Here is a 15,070-nt window from a genome sequence, read left to right as displayed (position 1 = left end):
AATGCCGAAACCGGACGAAATTGTCGGACCTGAACGACATGATGCCCGCATGACAGACGCGATCGTGGCCGAAGGCCTGGTCAAACGCTACGGGTCGGTCGTCGCACTCAACGGCCTGAACCTCAAAGTGCCCGAGGGCACCATCACGGGTCTGCTCGGCCCCAACGGCGCGGGCAAGACGACGGCGGTGCGGGTGTTCACCACCCTGCTCGACGCCGACGAGGGGGCGGCACGCGTCGCCGGCCTCGACGTCCGCAAGCAAGCCGGCGAACTCCGCAAGAGCATCGGCCTGTCCGGCCAGTACGCCGCGGTCGACGACAACCTGACGGGGTTCGAGAACCTCGACATGGTCGGCCGCCTCTACCACCTCGGGCGCGCCAGGAGTCGCGAACGTGCCCGCGAACTGCTCGCCCGGTTCGACCTCGAGGACGCCGCCGACCGTCCCGTGAAGGGCTACTCCGGCGGCATGCGTCGCAGGCTCGACCTCGCGGGCGCGCTCGTCGCGAAGCCGTCGGTGCTGTTCCTCGACGAACCCACCACGGGCCTCGATCCCCGCTCACGCCTCGGCATGTGGGACGTCATCGAGGAACTCGTCAAAGGCGGCACCACGGTTCTCCTCACCACCCAGTACCTCGAGGAGGCCGACCGCCTCGCCGACCAGATCGCCGTGATCGACCGGGGCAAGGTGATCGCCGAGGGCACCTCCGACCAACTGAAGGAACAGGTCGGCGGCGAACGGCTCGAACTCTCCGTCGCCACCAACGCCGAACTCGGCATCTCCCGGACAGCGCTGGCCGATCTCGCCGTCGGCGCGATGGAGTCCGACGAACGCCAGCACCACCTCACCGTGCCGGTCGCCGGCGGGTCCTCGGTGCTGATGGAGGCGATCCGGCGGCTCGACGCCGAGTCGGTGAAGGTGCTCGACGTCGGACTGCGCAGGCCGACGCTCGACGACGTGTTCCTGACCCTGACCGGCCACCACGCGGAAGACGAGGACGAGAAGTGAAGCTGCTGCAAGCGCTCGCCGACGGGTCGGTCGTCGCCAAGCGCAACCTGATCAAGATCAAGCGGGTGCCGGACCTGCTGGTGTTCTCGACCGCCGCGCCGATCATGTTCGTGCTGCTGTTCGCCTACGTGTTCGGCGGCTCGATCGAGATCCCCGGCATGGACTACCGCGAGTTCCTGATGGCCGGCATCTTCGCGCAGACCGTGCTGTTCGGCGCCACCATCACCGGCAGCGGACTCGCCGAGGACATGACCAAGGGCATCATCGACAGGTTCCGCTCGCTGCCGATGGCGCGCTCGGCTGTCCTGGTGGGCCGCACGACGTCCGACCTGGTCAACAACGCGCTGGTCGTCGTCATCATGATGATCACCGGTCTGATCGTCGGCTGGCGCATCCACTCGTCACCCCTGGAGGCGCTCGCCGGAGTCGCGATCCTGCTGCTGTTCGCCTACGCGTTCTCGTGGGCGATGGCGTGGATCGGGCTCCTGGTGCGCAGCCCCGAGGTGTTCAACAACGCGAGCTTCATCTTCATCTTCCCGATCACCTACATCGCGAACACGTTCGTGCAGTCGGAGAAGCTGCCGTCGGTGCTGCGGCACATCGCGGAGTGGAACCCGGTGTCGGCGGTGACGCTGGCCGCCCGCGAGCTCTTCGGCAACACCTCGCCGTTGCAGGCACCGCCGGACGCCTGGCCGTTGCAGCACCCGGTGCTCGCGTCACTCGGCTGGGTGGTGATCTTCCTGCTGGTCTTCGTTCCGCTGGCCAACTACCAGTACAAACGCGCGGTGGCCCGCTGAGTGGAACGGGGTATGCCCGAGGCACCCCGGGCCAATACGTTGTGCCCCATGCGAAAGCTTCTGGTGGCAGTCACGTCGGTACTGGCGATCACGGTCTCCACGGGCACGGCGGCGGGCGAACCGCTGCCGTGCCCGGAGATCTTCGCGACGAACAACACCGCGATCATCACCGACCCCGATGATCCGCGCCTGCAGGACAAGCTGGTCAAGTTCGACCGCGAGGTGCGCGGCATCGTGCGCGCCAACGGCGGCGTCACCACCCGGTCCACGCTGCTCGACGGCGTGTTCTGGTCGAGCGATCTGCGGCAGACGACGTTCGAACGCTCGCGCAAGTTCGACGTCACCCTCAACGAGGAAAGCCTGCGGCACACGGCCTCGACGATCAGCAAGCAGTTCAGGCAGGAGTCGGTGCTCACGTTCCGCTTCCTGCCCGCGAACTCGCCGAAGGTCGACGCCGTCCAGGTCGAGGTCGACGGCATCACCGCCCAGCAGGTCCGCGAGGGCCTCCTCAACGACGCCGTCGCCCGCGAGAAGCTCGGCGGCGGCAGCGTCACGTTGCGGAACAAGGCGATCCTCATCGCGGACGTCAACGACCTCCCGACCGTGCGCGCGTTCGTCACCGACATCGGCGGGGACATGAGCAAGGCCAAGGTGCGCAAGGGTGCCTGGGAGTTCGTCGGCGCAGAAGAAACTCCTTTGTGGATCCAGCAAAACGCCGCCTAACCTCGTAGGCATGGCAGCAACTGTGGTCCGCGGCCAGAACGTGGACATCCGAATGTGGACTCGACCGGACGAGGTCGAGGAGTTCGCCATGCAACAGCTCCAGAACATCTCCGCGTTGCCGTGGGCCGTCAAGCACATCGCCGTGATGCCCGACGTGCACTACGGAAAGGGCGCCACGGTGGGATCGGTGATCGCGTTGCGCGACGCCGTCTCCCCCGCGGCGGTCGGCGTGGACATCGGCTGCGGCATGGCCGCCGTGCGCACCTCGCTCACGGCGAGCGACCTGCCGGCGACGTTGCGCGGCCTGCGGTCGCGCATGGAGGCCGTGGTCCCCGTCGGTTTCGGTCAGCACAAGGCGACCGCCTTCACCGAAAGGGACGCGGCCGACTGGACGCCGTTCTGGAGGAAGTTCGACGACCTGACGCCTGCCGTGAAGGCGCGCGCCGACAAGGCGATGCACCAGATGGGCACGCTCGGCGGCGGCAACCACTTCCTCGAGGTCTGCCTGGACACCGACCAGCAGGTGTGGGTCATGCTGCACTCCGGGTCGCGCGGGATCGGCAACGAGCTGGCGCAGCATCACATCGCGGCGGCGCGCAAGCTCGCGCACAACGCCGAGCTGCCGGACCCGGACCTCGCCGTGTTCCTCGCGGGCACGCCCGAGATGGCGGCGTACCGGCACGACTTGTACTGGGCGCAGGACTACGCGCGGCGTAACCGCGCGGTCATGCTGCGTTTGGTCTGCGACGTGCTGCGCGCCGACTTCCCGCACATCCGGTTCGAGGAGCCGATCTCGTGTCACCACAACTACGTCTCCGAGGAGAACCACTTCGGTGAGGACGTCCTGGTGACCCGCAAGGGCGCGATCCGGGCCGGACGCGGCGAGCTGGGCATCATCCCGGGCTCGATGGGCACCGGCTCGTACATCGTGCGCGGTCTCGGGAACCCGGACTCGTTCGAGTCGGCGTCGCACGGCGCCGGCCGGAAGATGTCGCGCAACAAGGCCCGCAAGACGTTCACGACCCAGGATCTCGCCGCCCAGACAAGTGGTGTCGAGTGCCGCAAGGACTCCGGCGTGGTGGACGAGATTCCGGGCGCCTACAAGGACATCGACACCGTGATGGCGAACCAGTCCGACCTCGTGGAAGTCGTGGCCAAGCTCAAGCAGGTGGTTTGTATCAAGGGTTGATGTTTCCCTTTCGGGAAGCAGGGAAAGCCTCCAGGACAGCAGAGACATTTGCCTGTCTTGGAGGTTTTCCATGTCAACGGGCGCCATCATCGGCCTGGTGGTCGCGGTTCTCGTGGTGCTGGTCGTCCTCGTGTTCGTGCTGAGGCCCGCCATGCAGCGCAAGAAGCTGCGCGATCGCTTCGGCCCCGAGTACGACCACGCGGTCGAGCGCAACGACAGCAGAACGGCCGCGGAGAAGGAGCTCGCCGAGCGGGAGCACCGTCACAGCGAGTTCGACCTGAAGCCGCTTTCCGCTACGGCGCAGGACAGTTACCGCCGGCACTGGGCGAACGTGCAGGCGAAGTTCGTCGATTCGCCGGAGAGCGCCATCGCGGACGCCGACCGGCTGGTGACGGACCTGATGGCCGAGCGCGGCTATCCCACCGAGGGTTACGAAGCGCAGCTGAGCGTGCTGTCCGTGGAACACGCACGGACCCTGGAGCACTACCGCAAGGCGCACGACATCTCCGAACGCCAGGAGATCGGCGAGGCGAGCACCGAGGACCTGCGCACCGCGATGGTGCACTACCGCGAGCTGTTCACCGACCTGCTCGAACGAGGTGCGGCGCCACGCAAGGACAAGGACCGTGAGGCCGTGCGGAAGGAGAAGACGGATGTCTGAGGCACCTACCCACTCGGCGGCGGTTCCGGCTCGCCCCCAGCAGACTTCGCAGCAGAATCCTCAGCAGATGCCACAGCAGACTGAGCGTTCCCCGCAGACCGAACGCGTGCAGCAGGCGGAACGTCAGGCGGAGAAGCAGGCTGAGCGGCACGAGGAGCGCACGCCGCAGTCACAGACCCAGACTCAGTCCCAGCCGCCGCGTGCCGACCAGCGCGAGCACCGCGCCGAGCGCCAGGAACAGCGCGAGCAGCGCACCGAACAGCGTGAGCAGCGCACAGAACAGCGCGAGCAGCGGACGTCCAGCAGGCTCGAAGACGAGTGGCAGGCCGTGCAGTACGAGTTCGTCGACGACCCGAAGGCGGCCGTGCGCAAGGCGGACGAGCTCGTGACGCGAGCGCTGGAGGAGCTCAACACCCGTCACCGCTCCCTCACCGACCAGCTCAAGGGAAACGGTGATCCACAGACCGAGGACCTGCGACTGGCTCTCCACCGTTATCGGGAACTGTTCAAGTCGCTCGTCGCCGTCAAATAGATGTGGCAGCCCCGGCGCCGCGGCCGTAACAGGTGGCGGCGCCGGCAGGCATGTCCTCAGCTGTGTCTGATCAGCTGTGTCTGATCAGCTGTGTCTGATCAGCTGTGTCTGATCAGCTGGGCAGCTCGCGGATCTCCATCTCCAGCACGTCGATCTCGTCGCTGATGGCCTCGTCGAGCATGTCGTCGAGCAACTTGCGGCACTCCGCCGATCCGCAACGCGGCAGTCCCGTGCCGAACCTGGGCACCTGCTCCCACCACACCGCCGGGTTGTTCCAGAACGACCCGGAACCCTGGTCGACGCCCTCGAGACAGCGCAGCTTCTGGTCGCTCTCCGGAAGAGCCCGCACGAACTCGATGAACAACGCCAACGCGTCGGGATTGCTCACCGGGACCGCGCCGTAGCCGCGCAGGCAGTCTTCGAGTTCAGCGAGGAACTCCGCCTTGAAGGACACGGCACACCCCCGCTCCTCCGCACCGTTGCGGACGTTCTGAATTCGTAGCGTCAACAGTACCTCCGCAGCCTGAACCGGAAACGAGTGCGAACGGGCGGTATCTTCTTGTGCCCGCAGAGGGTCCGGTGACCCGCAGTCACTTCACCCACTGGTCACCCACGTTCGTTCGTGGCGTGCCGAGACACGAGAAACCCGTTGCTGAGCTTGACGATCTGGCCCCGACCAGCTCGTCGGCCGGTGCACACCGGACGTGCCGCTCGCTCAGGGACGGGCGACCGTCAGCCTCCCGGACGCGCCGGGGAGTCACGCAAAGTGCGCGGCACATATCCGTTGGGGCCCGAAAGGAATTCCGCGCACAGTGTCTATTTTGGACACTTGAGTGCATTTTCTTCGCGCATTGAGCTGCACGCGAATCTGTTCCTAACGATCCGCGTGCAGCCTCGCGACGAAGCTGAATCGATCACCGCGGTACAGCGACCGGGCGCGTTCGATCGGGTGACCCTCGACGTCGTAGGAGACGCGGTGCAGCAGCAACATCGGCAGCGCCGGGTTGGTGCCGATCAACAACGCCTCGCGCGGCGTCGCGAGCACCGTCTCGACGCGCTCCTCGGCCTCGGCGAAACGCACGCCGAGGCGTTCGGTGAGGCATGCGTAGAGCGACCCGGCGGGGTCGAGCTTCTCCAGCAGACCCGGGAAGCGGCCGAGGCTGAGATAGGTCGATTCGAGGCCGATGCGCTCGTCGTCGGCGAGCAGGACGCGTTCGAGGTGAACGACCGGGTCGCCGGGTTCGAGCACGAGATCGCGGGCGAGGCCGTCGTCGGCGCCGATCTCCTCGACCGTGATCACCGTGCGGTTCGGCTCGACGCCCTGACGGCGCATGCCCTCGGTGTAGCTGACGAGCGACAGCGGCTGGACGAGCTTCGGCGGCGCGACGAAAGTGCCACTGCCCTGACGGCGGATGAGCAGCCCTTCGAGCACCAGTTCGCTGACGGCCTGGCGGAGCGTGACGCGCGAGACGGAGAACCGTTCGGCGAGCTCGCGTTCGGACGGCAGGACGGTGCCTTCGCCGAGGGTCTCGACGAGGTCGAAGAGCTCGGCCTTGACCGCGTAGTAGCGCGGGACTCGGCCGTGTTCGGGAATGCCCGCGCGAACGGGTCGATCAGCGCGGTGCGGCGGGACGCGGTTCACGTGGCGTGAGCCTACGTCACGCCCCGTGTGTTCAGGACGCGAGCTTCGGCGGATCGGGGATCTTGTAGCCGGAAGATCCGATGTTCGTCTCCAGCGACTTGCGCCACGCGCCCGTGTCGATCATCTTCTGCAGCGCTGCCTGGACCTTGGCCTTGCTGCTGGGGTCGTCGCGGTGCAGGCCGACGCCGTACTCCTCCTTGCTGAACGGGTCACCGACCACGCGCAGCAGTTCGGGGTTCTGGGCGGCGTAACCGGCGAGCAGCACGTCGTCGGTCGTGACGGCGTCGACGTTGTCGGCCAGCAGCGCGGTGACGCAGTCGCTGAACTTGGCGTACTCGACCAGGTTCACGTCCTTGGCGAACTGCTCCTTGACGTACGCCGCCGAGGTGGAGCCCGCGGTGGAACACAGGCGCAGGCTCGCGTTGAGCGACTTGGGGCCGTCGATGCGCGTCTCGTTCATGCGCACCAGCAGGTCCTGGCCGGCGACGAAGTACGGGCCGACGAAGTCGACGATCTCCTTGCGCTTGTCCGTGATCGAGTAGGTGGAGACGACCATGTCGGCCTCACCGCTGGTCAGCAGCGTTTCCCGGTTGCCGGGCTGTGCTTCCTTCCAGGTGATGTTCTGCTCGTCGACACCCAGTTCGTTCGCGATGAACTTGGCGACGTCGACGTCGAAGCCGCGGTAGCTGCCGTCGAGCCTGCGCACCGCCATGCCAGGCTGGTCGAACGACACAGCGATGGTCATGCGGTCGTTCGAGCTGACCTTTCCCACCATGGTGGACTTGTCGCCTCCCGCGCAGGAGGCGAGAAGAAGCACGGCCGCACATGTTGTCGCCAGCAGGCGGAGGAGCGCTCTCGGCGTCATTCGTCCCTCTTACAGCGTGGATCGCGGGCATGCGCCGACGCACCATGGGCAATGTTGCTCGGCGATGCCGGAAACCTAAGCGGCGATGGGACGCATGTCCATACCTCTGGGTGAATGAAACGACGGAATCGTTGCGGTGGACAGGTCAGCGCAGGCGTCGCGGGCCGGCGTCGTGCAGGGACGGCGGCGGGCCGACGACTATGCGCGCGCTGCTGACGAAAGCCCCTGCGGCAGAAGCAAGAACAGGTTCGAGCTTCAACGACCGCACCTCCGGAAGGTCTTCGGCCAGTGCCGCCAAACGGAGTACCAGATCCTGAAGTGCTTTCAGGTCCGCGGGTTCGTCGCCGCGGTAACCAGTCAGCAGCGGCGCGGCTTTCGGTGCCGCAACGAGTTCGGCGGCGTCGGTGTCGGTGAGCGGTACCGCCCGGTAGGCACGGTCGCCGAGAAGGTCGCTGACCAGACCCGACAGTCCGAACCAGATCAGCGTGCCGAAGCTCGGGTCGTCCTGCAGGCCGAGGACGCAGCTGACTCCCTTGGGCGCCATGCGTTGCACGTACACGCCGGGTTTGCCGCTGAGCGCGGCGAGGTCGTGGTAGGCGGCCTTGACCGATTCTCGTTGCGCGATGTCGAGTCGCACTCCGACGAGATCGGTGCGGTGGCGGAGACGTTCGGTGGTGGCCTTCATCGCGACCGGGTAACCGAGTTCGTCGGCGGCTTCGGCTGCGTCTTCGGCGCTGTGGGCGATGCGGAACGGGACGACGTCGATGCCGTAGCAGTTCAGGAGTTCGACAGCGGTGTGGTCGTCGAGCAACTGTTCGGTGTCGGTGTTGTCCACAATGGACCGGGCCCGGTCGACGTCGATGCCCTCCGGTCGCGTGAAGTTGCCCTGGGGCGCGGCACGCCAGCGGGCGTAGCGGACGGCGCGGGCCAATGCGAGAACGGCGCGTTCCGGACTGGCGTAGCTGGGGATCGAGCCCTTCCCCGGCATTTTCAGCTCGTCTGGAATTCCCTCGACCGCGAGGAACGTCGAGACGATCGGCTTCGTGCGGTGCGCGGCCTCTTTGAGCGCGCGGGCGTAGGCGGCGCCGGGGACCGCGATCGGTGGCACGAACACGACGACGAGCGCGTCGGTGTCCGCGCGGTCGAGGGCCTCCTCCACCGCCTTCGCGAACTCCTCGGGGGTGGCCTGGGCGCCGACGTCGACGGGGTCGCCCGCGAGATCGAGGTCCTGGGCGAGCAGCGTGTCGGCGGCGAGCAGGCCGATGGCGGTGGAGTTGCCGACGACGGCGACGCGCTTGCCCTTGGGCAGCGGCTGGTGAGCCAGCAGCAGAGCGGTGTCGAACAGCTGGGCCAGCGAGTCGACCCTGATCACGCCGGCCTGCTCGAACAACGCCTGGACGCTCGCCTCGTCGACCTTCGCGGCGGTGGCGGCGAGGCCCGGGACGACGGCGTGCCGGCCGGACTTGACCGCGACGATGGGCTTGGTGCGGCCGAGCCGTCTGGCGAGCCTCGCGAACTTGCGGGGGTTGCCGAACGACTCCAGGTAGAGCAGGACGACGTCGGTGGCGGGGTCGGTCTCCCAGTACTGCAGCAGGTCGTTGCCGGAGACGTCGGCCCGGTTTCCCGCCGAGACGAACGTGGACAGGCCGAGGCCCCAGCCGGCGGCGTTGGCGAGGATGGCCGTGCCGAGGGCGCCTGACTGGCAGAAGAAGCCCGCGCGGCCTCGTGCCGGGAGTTTCGGGGCGAGGCTCGCGTTGAGGCGGATCTTGGGGTCGAGGTTGAGCACGCCGAGTGCGTTCGGTCCGACAACGCGCATGCCGTGCGCTCTCGCCTCGGCCGCGAGCCTGCGTTCGGCTGACAGACCGTCCGGGCCCGTCTCGCCGTAGCCGGAGCTCACGACGACGAGCGCCTTCACGCCCTTCGCGAGGCACGCGTCCATGACCTCGTCGACGCTGGCCGCGGGGACGGCGACGACGGCGAGGTCGACGTCGTCGGGGATGTCGAGCACGGTCGGGTACGCCCTGACGCCCCTGACGGCGCGATGCTCGGCGTTGACCGGGTAGACGGGGCCGTTGAAGTCGGCTTCGAGGAGGTTCTTCAGGACCGCGTGCCCGATCTTGGTCGGGTCGGTGGAGGCGCCGATGACCGCGACTGACCTGGGGTGCAGCAGGTTGTGCACGCTGCGGGCCTCGGCGGCCTGCTCGCGGGCCCTGGCGACGGCGACGGACTCCTCGGTGGGGTCGATCGCGAACTCCAGGTGCAGCACGCCGTCCTCGAACGCCCTGCTGACCTGGTAGCCGGCGTCGCGGAACACCCGGACCATCTGCCCGTTCTCGGCCAGCACCTCGGCCTCGAACCGCGTCAGCCCGACCTCCCTGGCCGCCGCGGCGAGGTGTTCGAGCAGGATGCTGCCCAGCCCACGCCCCTGGTGCCCGTCCTCGACGACGAACGCGACCTCGGCGCTGTTTCCCTGATGGTTGCCGCCGTGGAGCCGGTCGAACCTGCCGACGGCGACGATGTCGTCGCCGAGCAACGCGATGAGCGCCACCCGGTCGTGGTGGTCGACAGTGCTGAACCGTTCGAGGTCCCGCTGCGGGATCCGCGGGTAGGGCCCGAAGTAGCGGAAGTACCGCGTCCGCTCGGACAGCCGGCCGTGGAACTCCCTGAGTCTCTCGCCGTCGCCCGGCGTGATGGGTCGCAGGTGGACGGTGCCGCCGTCGCTGAGGACGACGTCCGCCTCCCACTGCCGCGGGAAGTCGAACGGATCTCTGGCAGCGTCCCCGTGACCGTCGTTGACAGCGTCCGTTTCCGGCATTCGGCTTCAGTCCCTGGGGTCGTCGGGATCAAGTCCGTGCAGCGGGAACACCGCACGGCGAGTGTCACGGATCGCCTTGTCCACCGGCTCCTCCGTGTCGCCGCCCCACGGCTGGTGTCCAGCGTCGCATCCATCGGTCATGGACGTGGGCAACGGCCAGTCGGGCGCGATGCGTGTCGCGTGTGCCACCCACTCCGCCGGCAACGGCCGGTTGGGGTCCACGTCGCGGTCCAGCACCGTCGCCAGCAGGTGCGTCCACGACCGCGGCACGACCCTGAGCAGCTCGTACCCACCGCCGCCCAGCGCGAGCCACTTGAACCCGTGCTCGTTCACCAGTTCCCGGAACGCCTGGTAGATCGCCCGATGCCCGTCCACGCTCAACGCCAGATCCGCGAGCGGGTCCTCCTTGTGGGTGTCCACACCGCACTGGGTAACCAGTACCTGCGGCCTGAACGCCTTCACCAACGCCGGCACCGTCGCGTGGAACGCCCGCATCCACCCGCCGTCCCGCGTCCCGGCCGGCAACGGAACGTTGACCGCACTCCCCTCGGCGCCCGCGCCGCCGACCTCACCGGCCCACCCGGTCCCCGGCCACAGGCTCATCGGATGCTGGTGCAACGAGATCGTCAGCACCCGCGGGTCGTTCCAGAACGCCGTCTGCACCCCATCCCCGTGGTGCACGTCAACATCGACGTACGCGATGCGCTCGACCCCGCTGCGCAACAACCACTCGATCGCCACCGCACAGTCGTTGTAAACGCAGAACCCGGCCGCGCTGTCCGGCATCGCGTGGTGCAAGCCACCGGCGATGTTGACCGCCCGGTCCGCCTCACCCGACGCAATGGCCCGCGCCGCCGCCAACGACCCGCCGACCACCAACGCCGAAGCCTCGTGCATCCGCTCGAAGACAGGGTTGTCCGGCGTCCCCAACCCGTGGCCGACGTCCCACCCGGCCGTGGGCGCCGCCTGCACAGCGCTCAAGTACCCGGGCCTGTGCACCAGCTCGATCTCTTCGTCACTGGCCGCCTCGGGCACCCGCAACTCGACGCCCTCGAGCACCCCGAGCGCCGTGGCGAGCCGAACCGTCAGGTCGAGCCGGACGGGATTGAGCGGATGGTCGCCACCGAGGTCGTACCCGAGGAAGGACCGATCCCAGACAACAGCGGCTGGCTTACCCATGCCCAGCAACCTACCCACCGATCGGCTCAACCGGTGATCACGATTGGTCGCCGCGCGCCCGCCGCTCCGTGCCCACAGCCGCACCGCCGCCTACAGTCCCCACTCGCCGGGCCCCGAACCCGGAACCGAACTCACCGAACAGGGGTCAGACGCGACATGCACCTGCGACCAGCGGCCAACGCCCTCGCGCTGTACCTGTCTCTGGGCCTCTCCCTGGGTCTGACCCTCACCGCCGTCACAGGCTGCAGCGAACAGGTCAAGGGCTCCGCGATAGCCGACACCAACGCGGCGCCGGAACCCGCCGACCCCACCTCGACCTCGAAGAAGCCGCCCGTCAGCACCTCGGCCACGAAGCCCGCCGACCCCACCACCCAGAAGCCGGGCGACGTGAAGATCACCACCAAGAAGAAGGCCGCGGGCCTCGAAACCTGCGGCGTCCTCAAAGCCGCGGACATCGAAGCCGCGACCGGCGGCAAGTCCTCAGCGGACGGCGGCTGCATCCACAGCACCACCGGCCCGTCCACCGTCATCACCCAGATGGTCACGGTCCCCGACGTGGTGGGCTCGGACGGCGAGAAGAAGCAGATCGAGATCGGTGGCAACACCGCGTGGCAGGTCGCCGCCTCCAAGGAGGACTGCCAGGTCACCGTCATGCTGACCGACGACCCGACGGTCATCACCCCGGCCTTCTCGGTGAGCGTCCTGGCGATCGACGACCTGGACACCTGCGCCACCGCCCTGAAACTCGCCACCGAGGGCTTCAACCGCATCCCCGCCGCCTGACCACCCCAGCAGAACGCCCCAGCAGAACGACCTCAGCCGAACGACCTCAGCCGCCGGTAGCGACCTCCCGGTCCAGCGCACACCAGTTGGACCACGACCCGGCGTACAGCGCCGCCGGCTTCTCGGCCGACGTGATCCCGGCAACCTCCAGCGCCAGCACGACGGACGACGCGGTCACACCAGACCCGCAGTACGCGCCCACGGCCACGTCACCCGACACCCCGAGCTCGGCGAACCGCGCGGCCAGCTCCGGCCCGCCGAGCCACCGCCCGTCCGCGCCGACGTGCCCGGTCGACGGCGCGTTGAGCGCACCCGGAACGTGCCCGGCTTTGGGATCCACCGGCTCGGTCTCGCCGCGATACCGCGCCGCCGCCCGTGCGTCGAGCAGCACGCCTTCCTGCGCGAGCGCCGCCGCCCCGTCCGCGTCCAGCACGGGCATCTGCCCCGCCCGCACCACCACGTCCCCGGCCGCATCACCCGTCAGGCGCACCGGCTCCTCCGCGGTCACCGGCAGCCCGGCCGCCTCCCACGCGGCGAACCCGCCGTCCAGCACCGCCACCTCGCCGTAACCGGCCCACCGCAACAGCCACCACACCCGCGCGGCGACCGAACCGTCCCCAGCGTCGTACGCCACGACCTGGCCGCCCTCGCGCACGCCCGCGCGGCGCAGCACCTCCTGCAGCCGCTCCGGATCCGGCAGCGGATGCCGGCCACCCACACCGGGCGGAGCGGACAACTCGGTGTCCAGATCCACGTACACCGCGCCAGGCACATGGCTGACCTCGTAGTCTTGGCGTCCGGGTGGTCCGCCGAGACGCCACCGCACGTCCAGCACGACAGTGGCCGGACGCGCACGCAGCGCATCGGCGAGGGCCTCAGGAGTGATCAAGGGATGCACGGCTCACATCCTGCACCCGCGCGGACACCTGTGTCCCCCGGCACGACTACCATTGACACCATAAGAAGGGGAGCGGGTGTGAACGACCTCATCGACACGACGGAGATGTATCTCCGCACGATCTACGAGCTCGAGGAAGAGGGCGTGGTGCCACTGCGCGCCCGCATCGCCGAGCGGCTCGGCCAAAGTGGACCGACGGTCAGCCAGACGGTGGGCCGCATGGAACGCGACGGCCTGGTGGTCGTGGCGGAGGACCGCCACCTCGAGCTCACCGAGCAGGGCCGCAACCTCGCGATCGCCGTCATGCGCAAGCACCGGCTCGCCGAGCGCCTCCTCGTGGACATCATCGGGCTCGAATGGGAGCACGTGCACAGCGAGGCATGCCGCTGGGAGCACGTGATGAGCGAGGCGGTCGAACGCAAGCTCATCAAGCTGCTCGGCAACCCCACCACCTCGCCCTACGGCAACCCGATCCCCGGCCTCGACAAGCTGGGCGACGGCGAGCCCGCCCCGCCCGCCGAGGCGGACCTGGTGCGCGTGGACGAGGTGGCCCGCCGCGGCGGCGGACGCGTCGAGGTGCGCCGCATCGCCGAGCACGTCCAGCTCGACCCGGACCTGATGGCCGAACTGAAGGACGCAGGCGTCGTGCCGGGCGGCACCGTAGAGGTCGGGGCGCTCGGTGGCGCCAAGGTCGTCCAGGTGCGCGGCGGCAACGGCAACACCGCCGAGCTCGACCCCGCGGTCGCTCACGCAGTCCTGGTGCTCGCCCGGTGACCCAGACGACGACACCGGCGGCGAAGGCGACCGACGCCTTCCAGCGACTACACGGACGCGCCCCCGAAGGGGTCTGGTCGGCACCCGGCCGCGTCAACCTCATCGGTGAGCACACCGACTACAACGACGGCTACGTGCTGCCGTTCGCGTTGCCCCACCGCATCGCGGTCGCGGCGTCGCCGCGTGCCGACGGCGTGATGACCGTCAGCACGCTCGGCGACGACGGCGGGGTGCAGGGCGCGGACCCGGTCGTCGTGGCCGACCTAGTCCCCGGAACCGTCAAGGGGTGGGCCGCGTACCCCAGCGGCGTTGCCTGGGCCCTGCGCGAGCAGGGGATTCCCGTCACCGGAGGTGCCGACCTCGTCATCGCGGGCGACGTGCCCGCGGGGGCCGGTCTCTCCTCGTCGCACGCTCTGGAGTGCGCCGTCGCTCTCGCGCTGCTCGGCCTCGCCGGCGTCGACGCCGAGCGGCCGGACATCGCGCGCTGGGTGCAGCGCTCCGAGAACGACTTCGTGGGCGCGCCGACCGGCATCCTCGACCAGACCGCGTCGCTGTGCTGCATCGAAGCGCACGCCCTGTTTTACGACGTGCGCTCCGGCAAGCCGGAACAGGTCGCGTTCGACGCGGCTGCCAGCGGGCTCGAGGTTCTCGTCGTCGACACGCGTGCCAGCCACGCTCTCGTCGACGGCGGCTACGGCGCCCGGCGGGCGGGCTGCGAACGTGCCGCGGGCATCCTCGGCGTTCCCGCGCTGCGCGACGTCGACTTCGCCGAGCTCGACGAGGCGCTCGTCCGGCTGCCCGAAGAGCTGCGTCCGCTGGTGCGGCACGTCGTGACCGAGAACGACCGAGTCCTGCGCACCGTCGAACTGCTCCGCGCGGGCAAGCTCGCCGACGTCGGCCCCCACCTCTCGGCTTCCCACGCGAGCCTCCGGGACGACTACCGCGTCTCCTGCCTGGAACTCGACGTCGCCGTCGAGTCCGCGATGGCCGCGGGCGCTCTCGGCGCCAGGATGGTCGGCGGCGGCTTCGGCGGTTCGGCCATCGCCCTCGTGCCCGTCGAACGGCACGACGAGGTCGAACGGTCCGTGCTCGCCGGCTTCGCCTCGCGTTCGCTCACGCGACCGAGGCTCTTCACGGCGGTTCCGTCCGCAGGTGCGGACAGGGACCGGTAGCGAACAACGATCTTTACCAGGAATGCGAGGACTG

The 15,070-nt window shown here is 68.8% G+C and carries 15 protein-coding genes; 9 read left to right on the top strand and 6 right to left on the bottom strand.

The window, feature by feature from the left end; translation table 11 throughout:
• Window positions 1-49: 49 nt before the first annotated feature.
• The 6 genes from G7043_RS29200 (at window position 50) to G7043_RS29175 (ending at window position 4,908) form a co-directional block, all read left to right on the top strand.
• A complete protein-coding gene (locus tag G7043_RS29200) occupies window positions 50-1,006 on the top strand; it encodes an ATP-binding cassette domain-containing protein (RefSeq protein ID WP_166050923.1) in 957 nt (318 codons plus the stop codon).
• Complete coding sequence (locus tag G7043_RS29195; RefSeq protein ID WP_166050921.1) at window positions 1,003-1,803, top strand: ABC transporter permease; 801 nt, start codon at window positions 1,003-1,005, stop codon at window positions 1,801-1,803. Before G7043_RS29200 ends, G7043_RS29195 begins: the two co-directional genes overlap by 4 nt.
• Window positions 1,804-1,851: 48 nt before the next feature.
• A complete protein-coding gene (locus G7043_RS29190; RefSeq protein WP_166050919.1) occupies window positions 1,852-2,526 on the top strand; it encodes a hypothetical protein in 675 nt (224 codons plus the stop codon).
• Window positions 2,527-2,536: 10 nt separating this feature from the next.
• A complete protein-coding gene (locus G7043_RS29185; RefSeq protein WP_166050917.1) occupies window positions 2,537-3,715 on the top strand; it encodes an RtcB family protein in 1,179 nt (392 codons plus the stop codon).
• 70 nt (window positions 3,716-3,785) lie between these two features.
• Window positions 3,786-4,376, top strand: coding sequence for a hypothetical protein (locus G7043_RS29180; RefSeq protein ID WP_166050915.1), 591 nt, complete (start codon window positions 3,786-3,788; stop codon window positions 4,374-4,376).
• Window positions 4,377-4,443: 67 nt separating this feature from the next.
• Window positions 4,444-4,908: a hypothetical protein gene (locus tag G7043_RS29175; protein ID WP_166050914.1), complete on the top strand. Its 465-nt coding sequence runs from the start codon at window positions 4,444-4,446 to the stop codon at window positions 4,906-4,908.
• A 112-nt stretch (window positions 4,909-5,020) separates the two neighbouring features.
• Here G7043_RS29175 and G7043_RS29170 read toward each other — a convergent pair whose 3' ends face one another.
• The 5 genes from G7043_RS29170 to G7043_RS29150 form a co-directional block, all read right to left on the bottom strand.
• Window positions 5,021-5,416 carry a hypothetical protein gene (locus G7043_RS29170; protein ID WP_207311825.1) on the bottom strand — a complete coding sequence of 132 codons (396 nt, stop codon included), beginning with the start codon at window positions 5,414-5,416 and terminating at the stop codon, window positions 5,021-5,023.
• A 366-nt stretch (window positions 5,417-5,782) separates the two neighbouring features.
• Entirely contained in the window at window positions 5,783-6,550 is a 768-nt protein-coding gene (locus tag G7043_RS29165; protein ID WP_166050912.1) for a GntR family transcriptional regulator, read from the bottom strand.
• Between the two features lie 31 nt (window positions 6,551-6,581).
• Complete coding sequence (locus tag G7043_RS29160; protein WP_313888130.1) at window positions 6,582-7,367, bottom strand: glutamate ABC transporter substrate-binding protein; 786 nt, start codon at window positions 7,365-7,367, stop codon at window positions 6,582-6,584.
• Window positions 7,368-7,560: 193 nt separating this feature from the next.
• Window positions 7,561-10,230: a bifunctional acetate--CoA ligase family protein/GNAT family N-acetyltransferase gene (locus G7043_RS29155; protein WP_166050908.1), complete on the bottom strand. Its 2,670-nt coding sequence runs from the start codon at window positions 10,228-10,230 to the stop codon at window positions 7,561-7,563.
• Between the two features lie 6 nt (window positions 10,231-10,236).
• Window positions 10,237-11,409 carry an acetoin utilization protein AcuC gene (locus G7043_RS29150; RefSeq protein WP_166050905.1) on the bottom strand — a complete coding sequence of 391 codons (1,173 nt, stop codon included), beginning with the start codon at window positions 11,407-11,409 and terminating at the stop codon, window positions 10,237-10,239.
• A 156-nt stretch (window positions 11,410-11,565) separates the two neighbouring features.
• Between G7043_RS29150 and G7043_RS29145 the strand changes: the two genes are divergently transcribed.
• Window positions 11,566-12,192 (top strand): hypothetical protein, encoded by a 627-nt coding sequence (locus tag G7043_RS29145; RefSeq protein ID WP_166050904.1) that lies wholly within the window; start codon window positions 11,566-11,568, stop codon window positions 12,190-12,192.
• 46 nt (window positions 12,193-12,238) lie between these two features.
• Here the strand turns inward: G7043_RS29145 and G7043_RS29140 are convergent, their stop codons facing one another.
• A complete protein-coding gene (locus G7043_RS29140) occupies window positions 12,239-13,090 on the bottom strand; it encodes a sulfurtransferase (protein WP_166050902.1) in 852 nt (283 codons plus the stop codon).
• A 78-nt stretch (window positions 13,091-13,168) separates the two neighbouring features.
• On the opposite strand from G7043_RS29140, the gene G7043_RS29135 reads away from it, so the two are divergent.
• Window positions 13,169-13,864, top strand: a complete 696-nt coding sequence (locus G7043_RS29135; RefSeq protein WP_166050900.1) for a metal-dependent transcriptional regulator — start codon at window positions 13,169-13,171, stop codon at window positions 13,862-13,864.
• Window positions 13,861-15,036, top strand: coding sequence for a galactokinase (gene galK, locus G7043_RS29130; RefSeq protein ID WP_166050898.1), 1,176 nt, complete (start codon window positions 13,861-13,863; stop codon window positions 15,034-15,036). Before G7043_RS29135 ends, galK begins: the two co-directional genes overlap by 4 nt.
• Window positions 15,037-15,070 lie beyond the last annotated feature (34 nt).

The sequence above is a fragment of the Lentzea alba genome, from assembly GCF_011067745.1.
Classification (GTDB): Bacteria; Actinomycetota; Actinomycetes; order Mycobacteriales; family Pseudonocardiaceae; genus Lentzea; species Lentzea alba.
Note: the sequence above shows the minus strand (reverse complement) of the source record. Positions and strands in the feature narration are given on the sequence as shown.

Bases quoted from the DNA above. Each gene is read 5' to 3' on its own strand.
- G7043_RS29190 (WP_166050919.1), top strand. From the start codon at position 1,852: ATGCGAAAGCTTCTGGTGGCAGTCACGTCGGTACTGGCGATCACGGTC.
- G7043_RS29175 (WP_166050914.1), top strand. From the start codon at position 4,444: ATGCCACAGCAGACTGAGCGTTCCCCGCAGACCGAACGCGTGCAGCAG.
- G7043_RS29185 (WP_166050917.1), top strand. From the start codon at position 2,537: ATGGCAGCAACTGTGGTCCGCGGCCAGAACGTGGACATCCGAATGTGG.
- G7043_RS29180 (WP_166050915.1), top strand. From the start codon at position 3,786: ATGTCAACGGGCGCCATCATCGGCCTGGTGGTCGCGGTTCTCGTGGTG.
- G7043_RS29145 (WP_166050904.1), top strand. From the start codon at position 11,566: ATGCACCTGCGACCAGCGGCCAACGCCCTCGCGCTGTACCTGTCTCTG.
- G7043_RS29150 (WP_166050905.1), bottom strand. From the start codon at position 11,409: ATGGGTAAGCCAGCCGCTGTTGTCTGGGATCGGTCCTTCCTCGGGTAC.
- G7043_RS29155 (WP_166050908.1), bottom strand. From the start codon at position 10,230: ATGCCGGAAACGGACGCTGTCAACGACGGTCACGGGGACGCTGCCAGA.
- G7043_RS29200 (WP_166050923.1), top strand. From the start codon at position 50: ATGACAGACGCGATCGTGGCCGAAGGCCTGGTCAAACGCTACGGGTCG.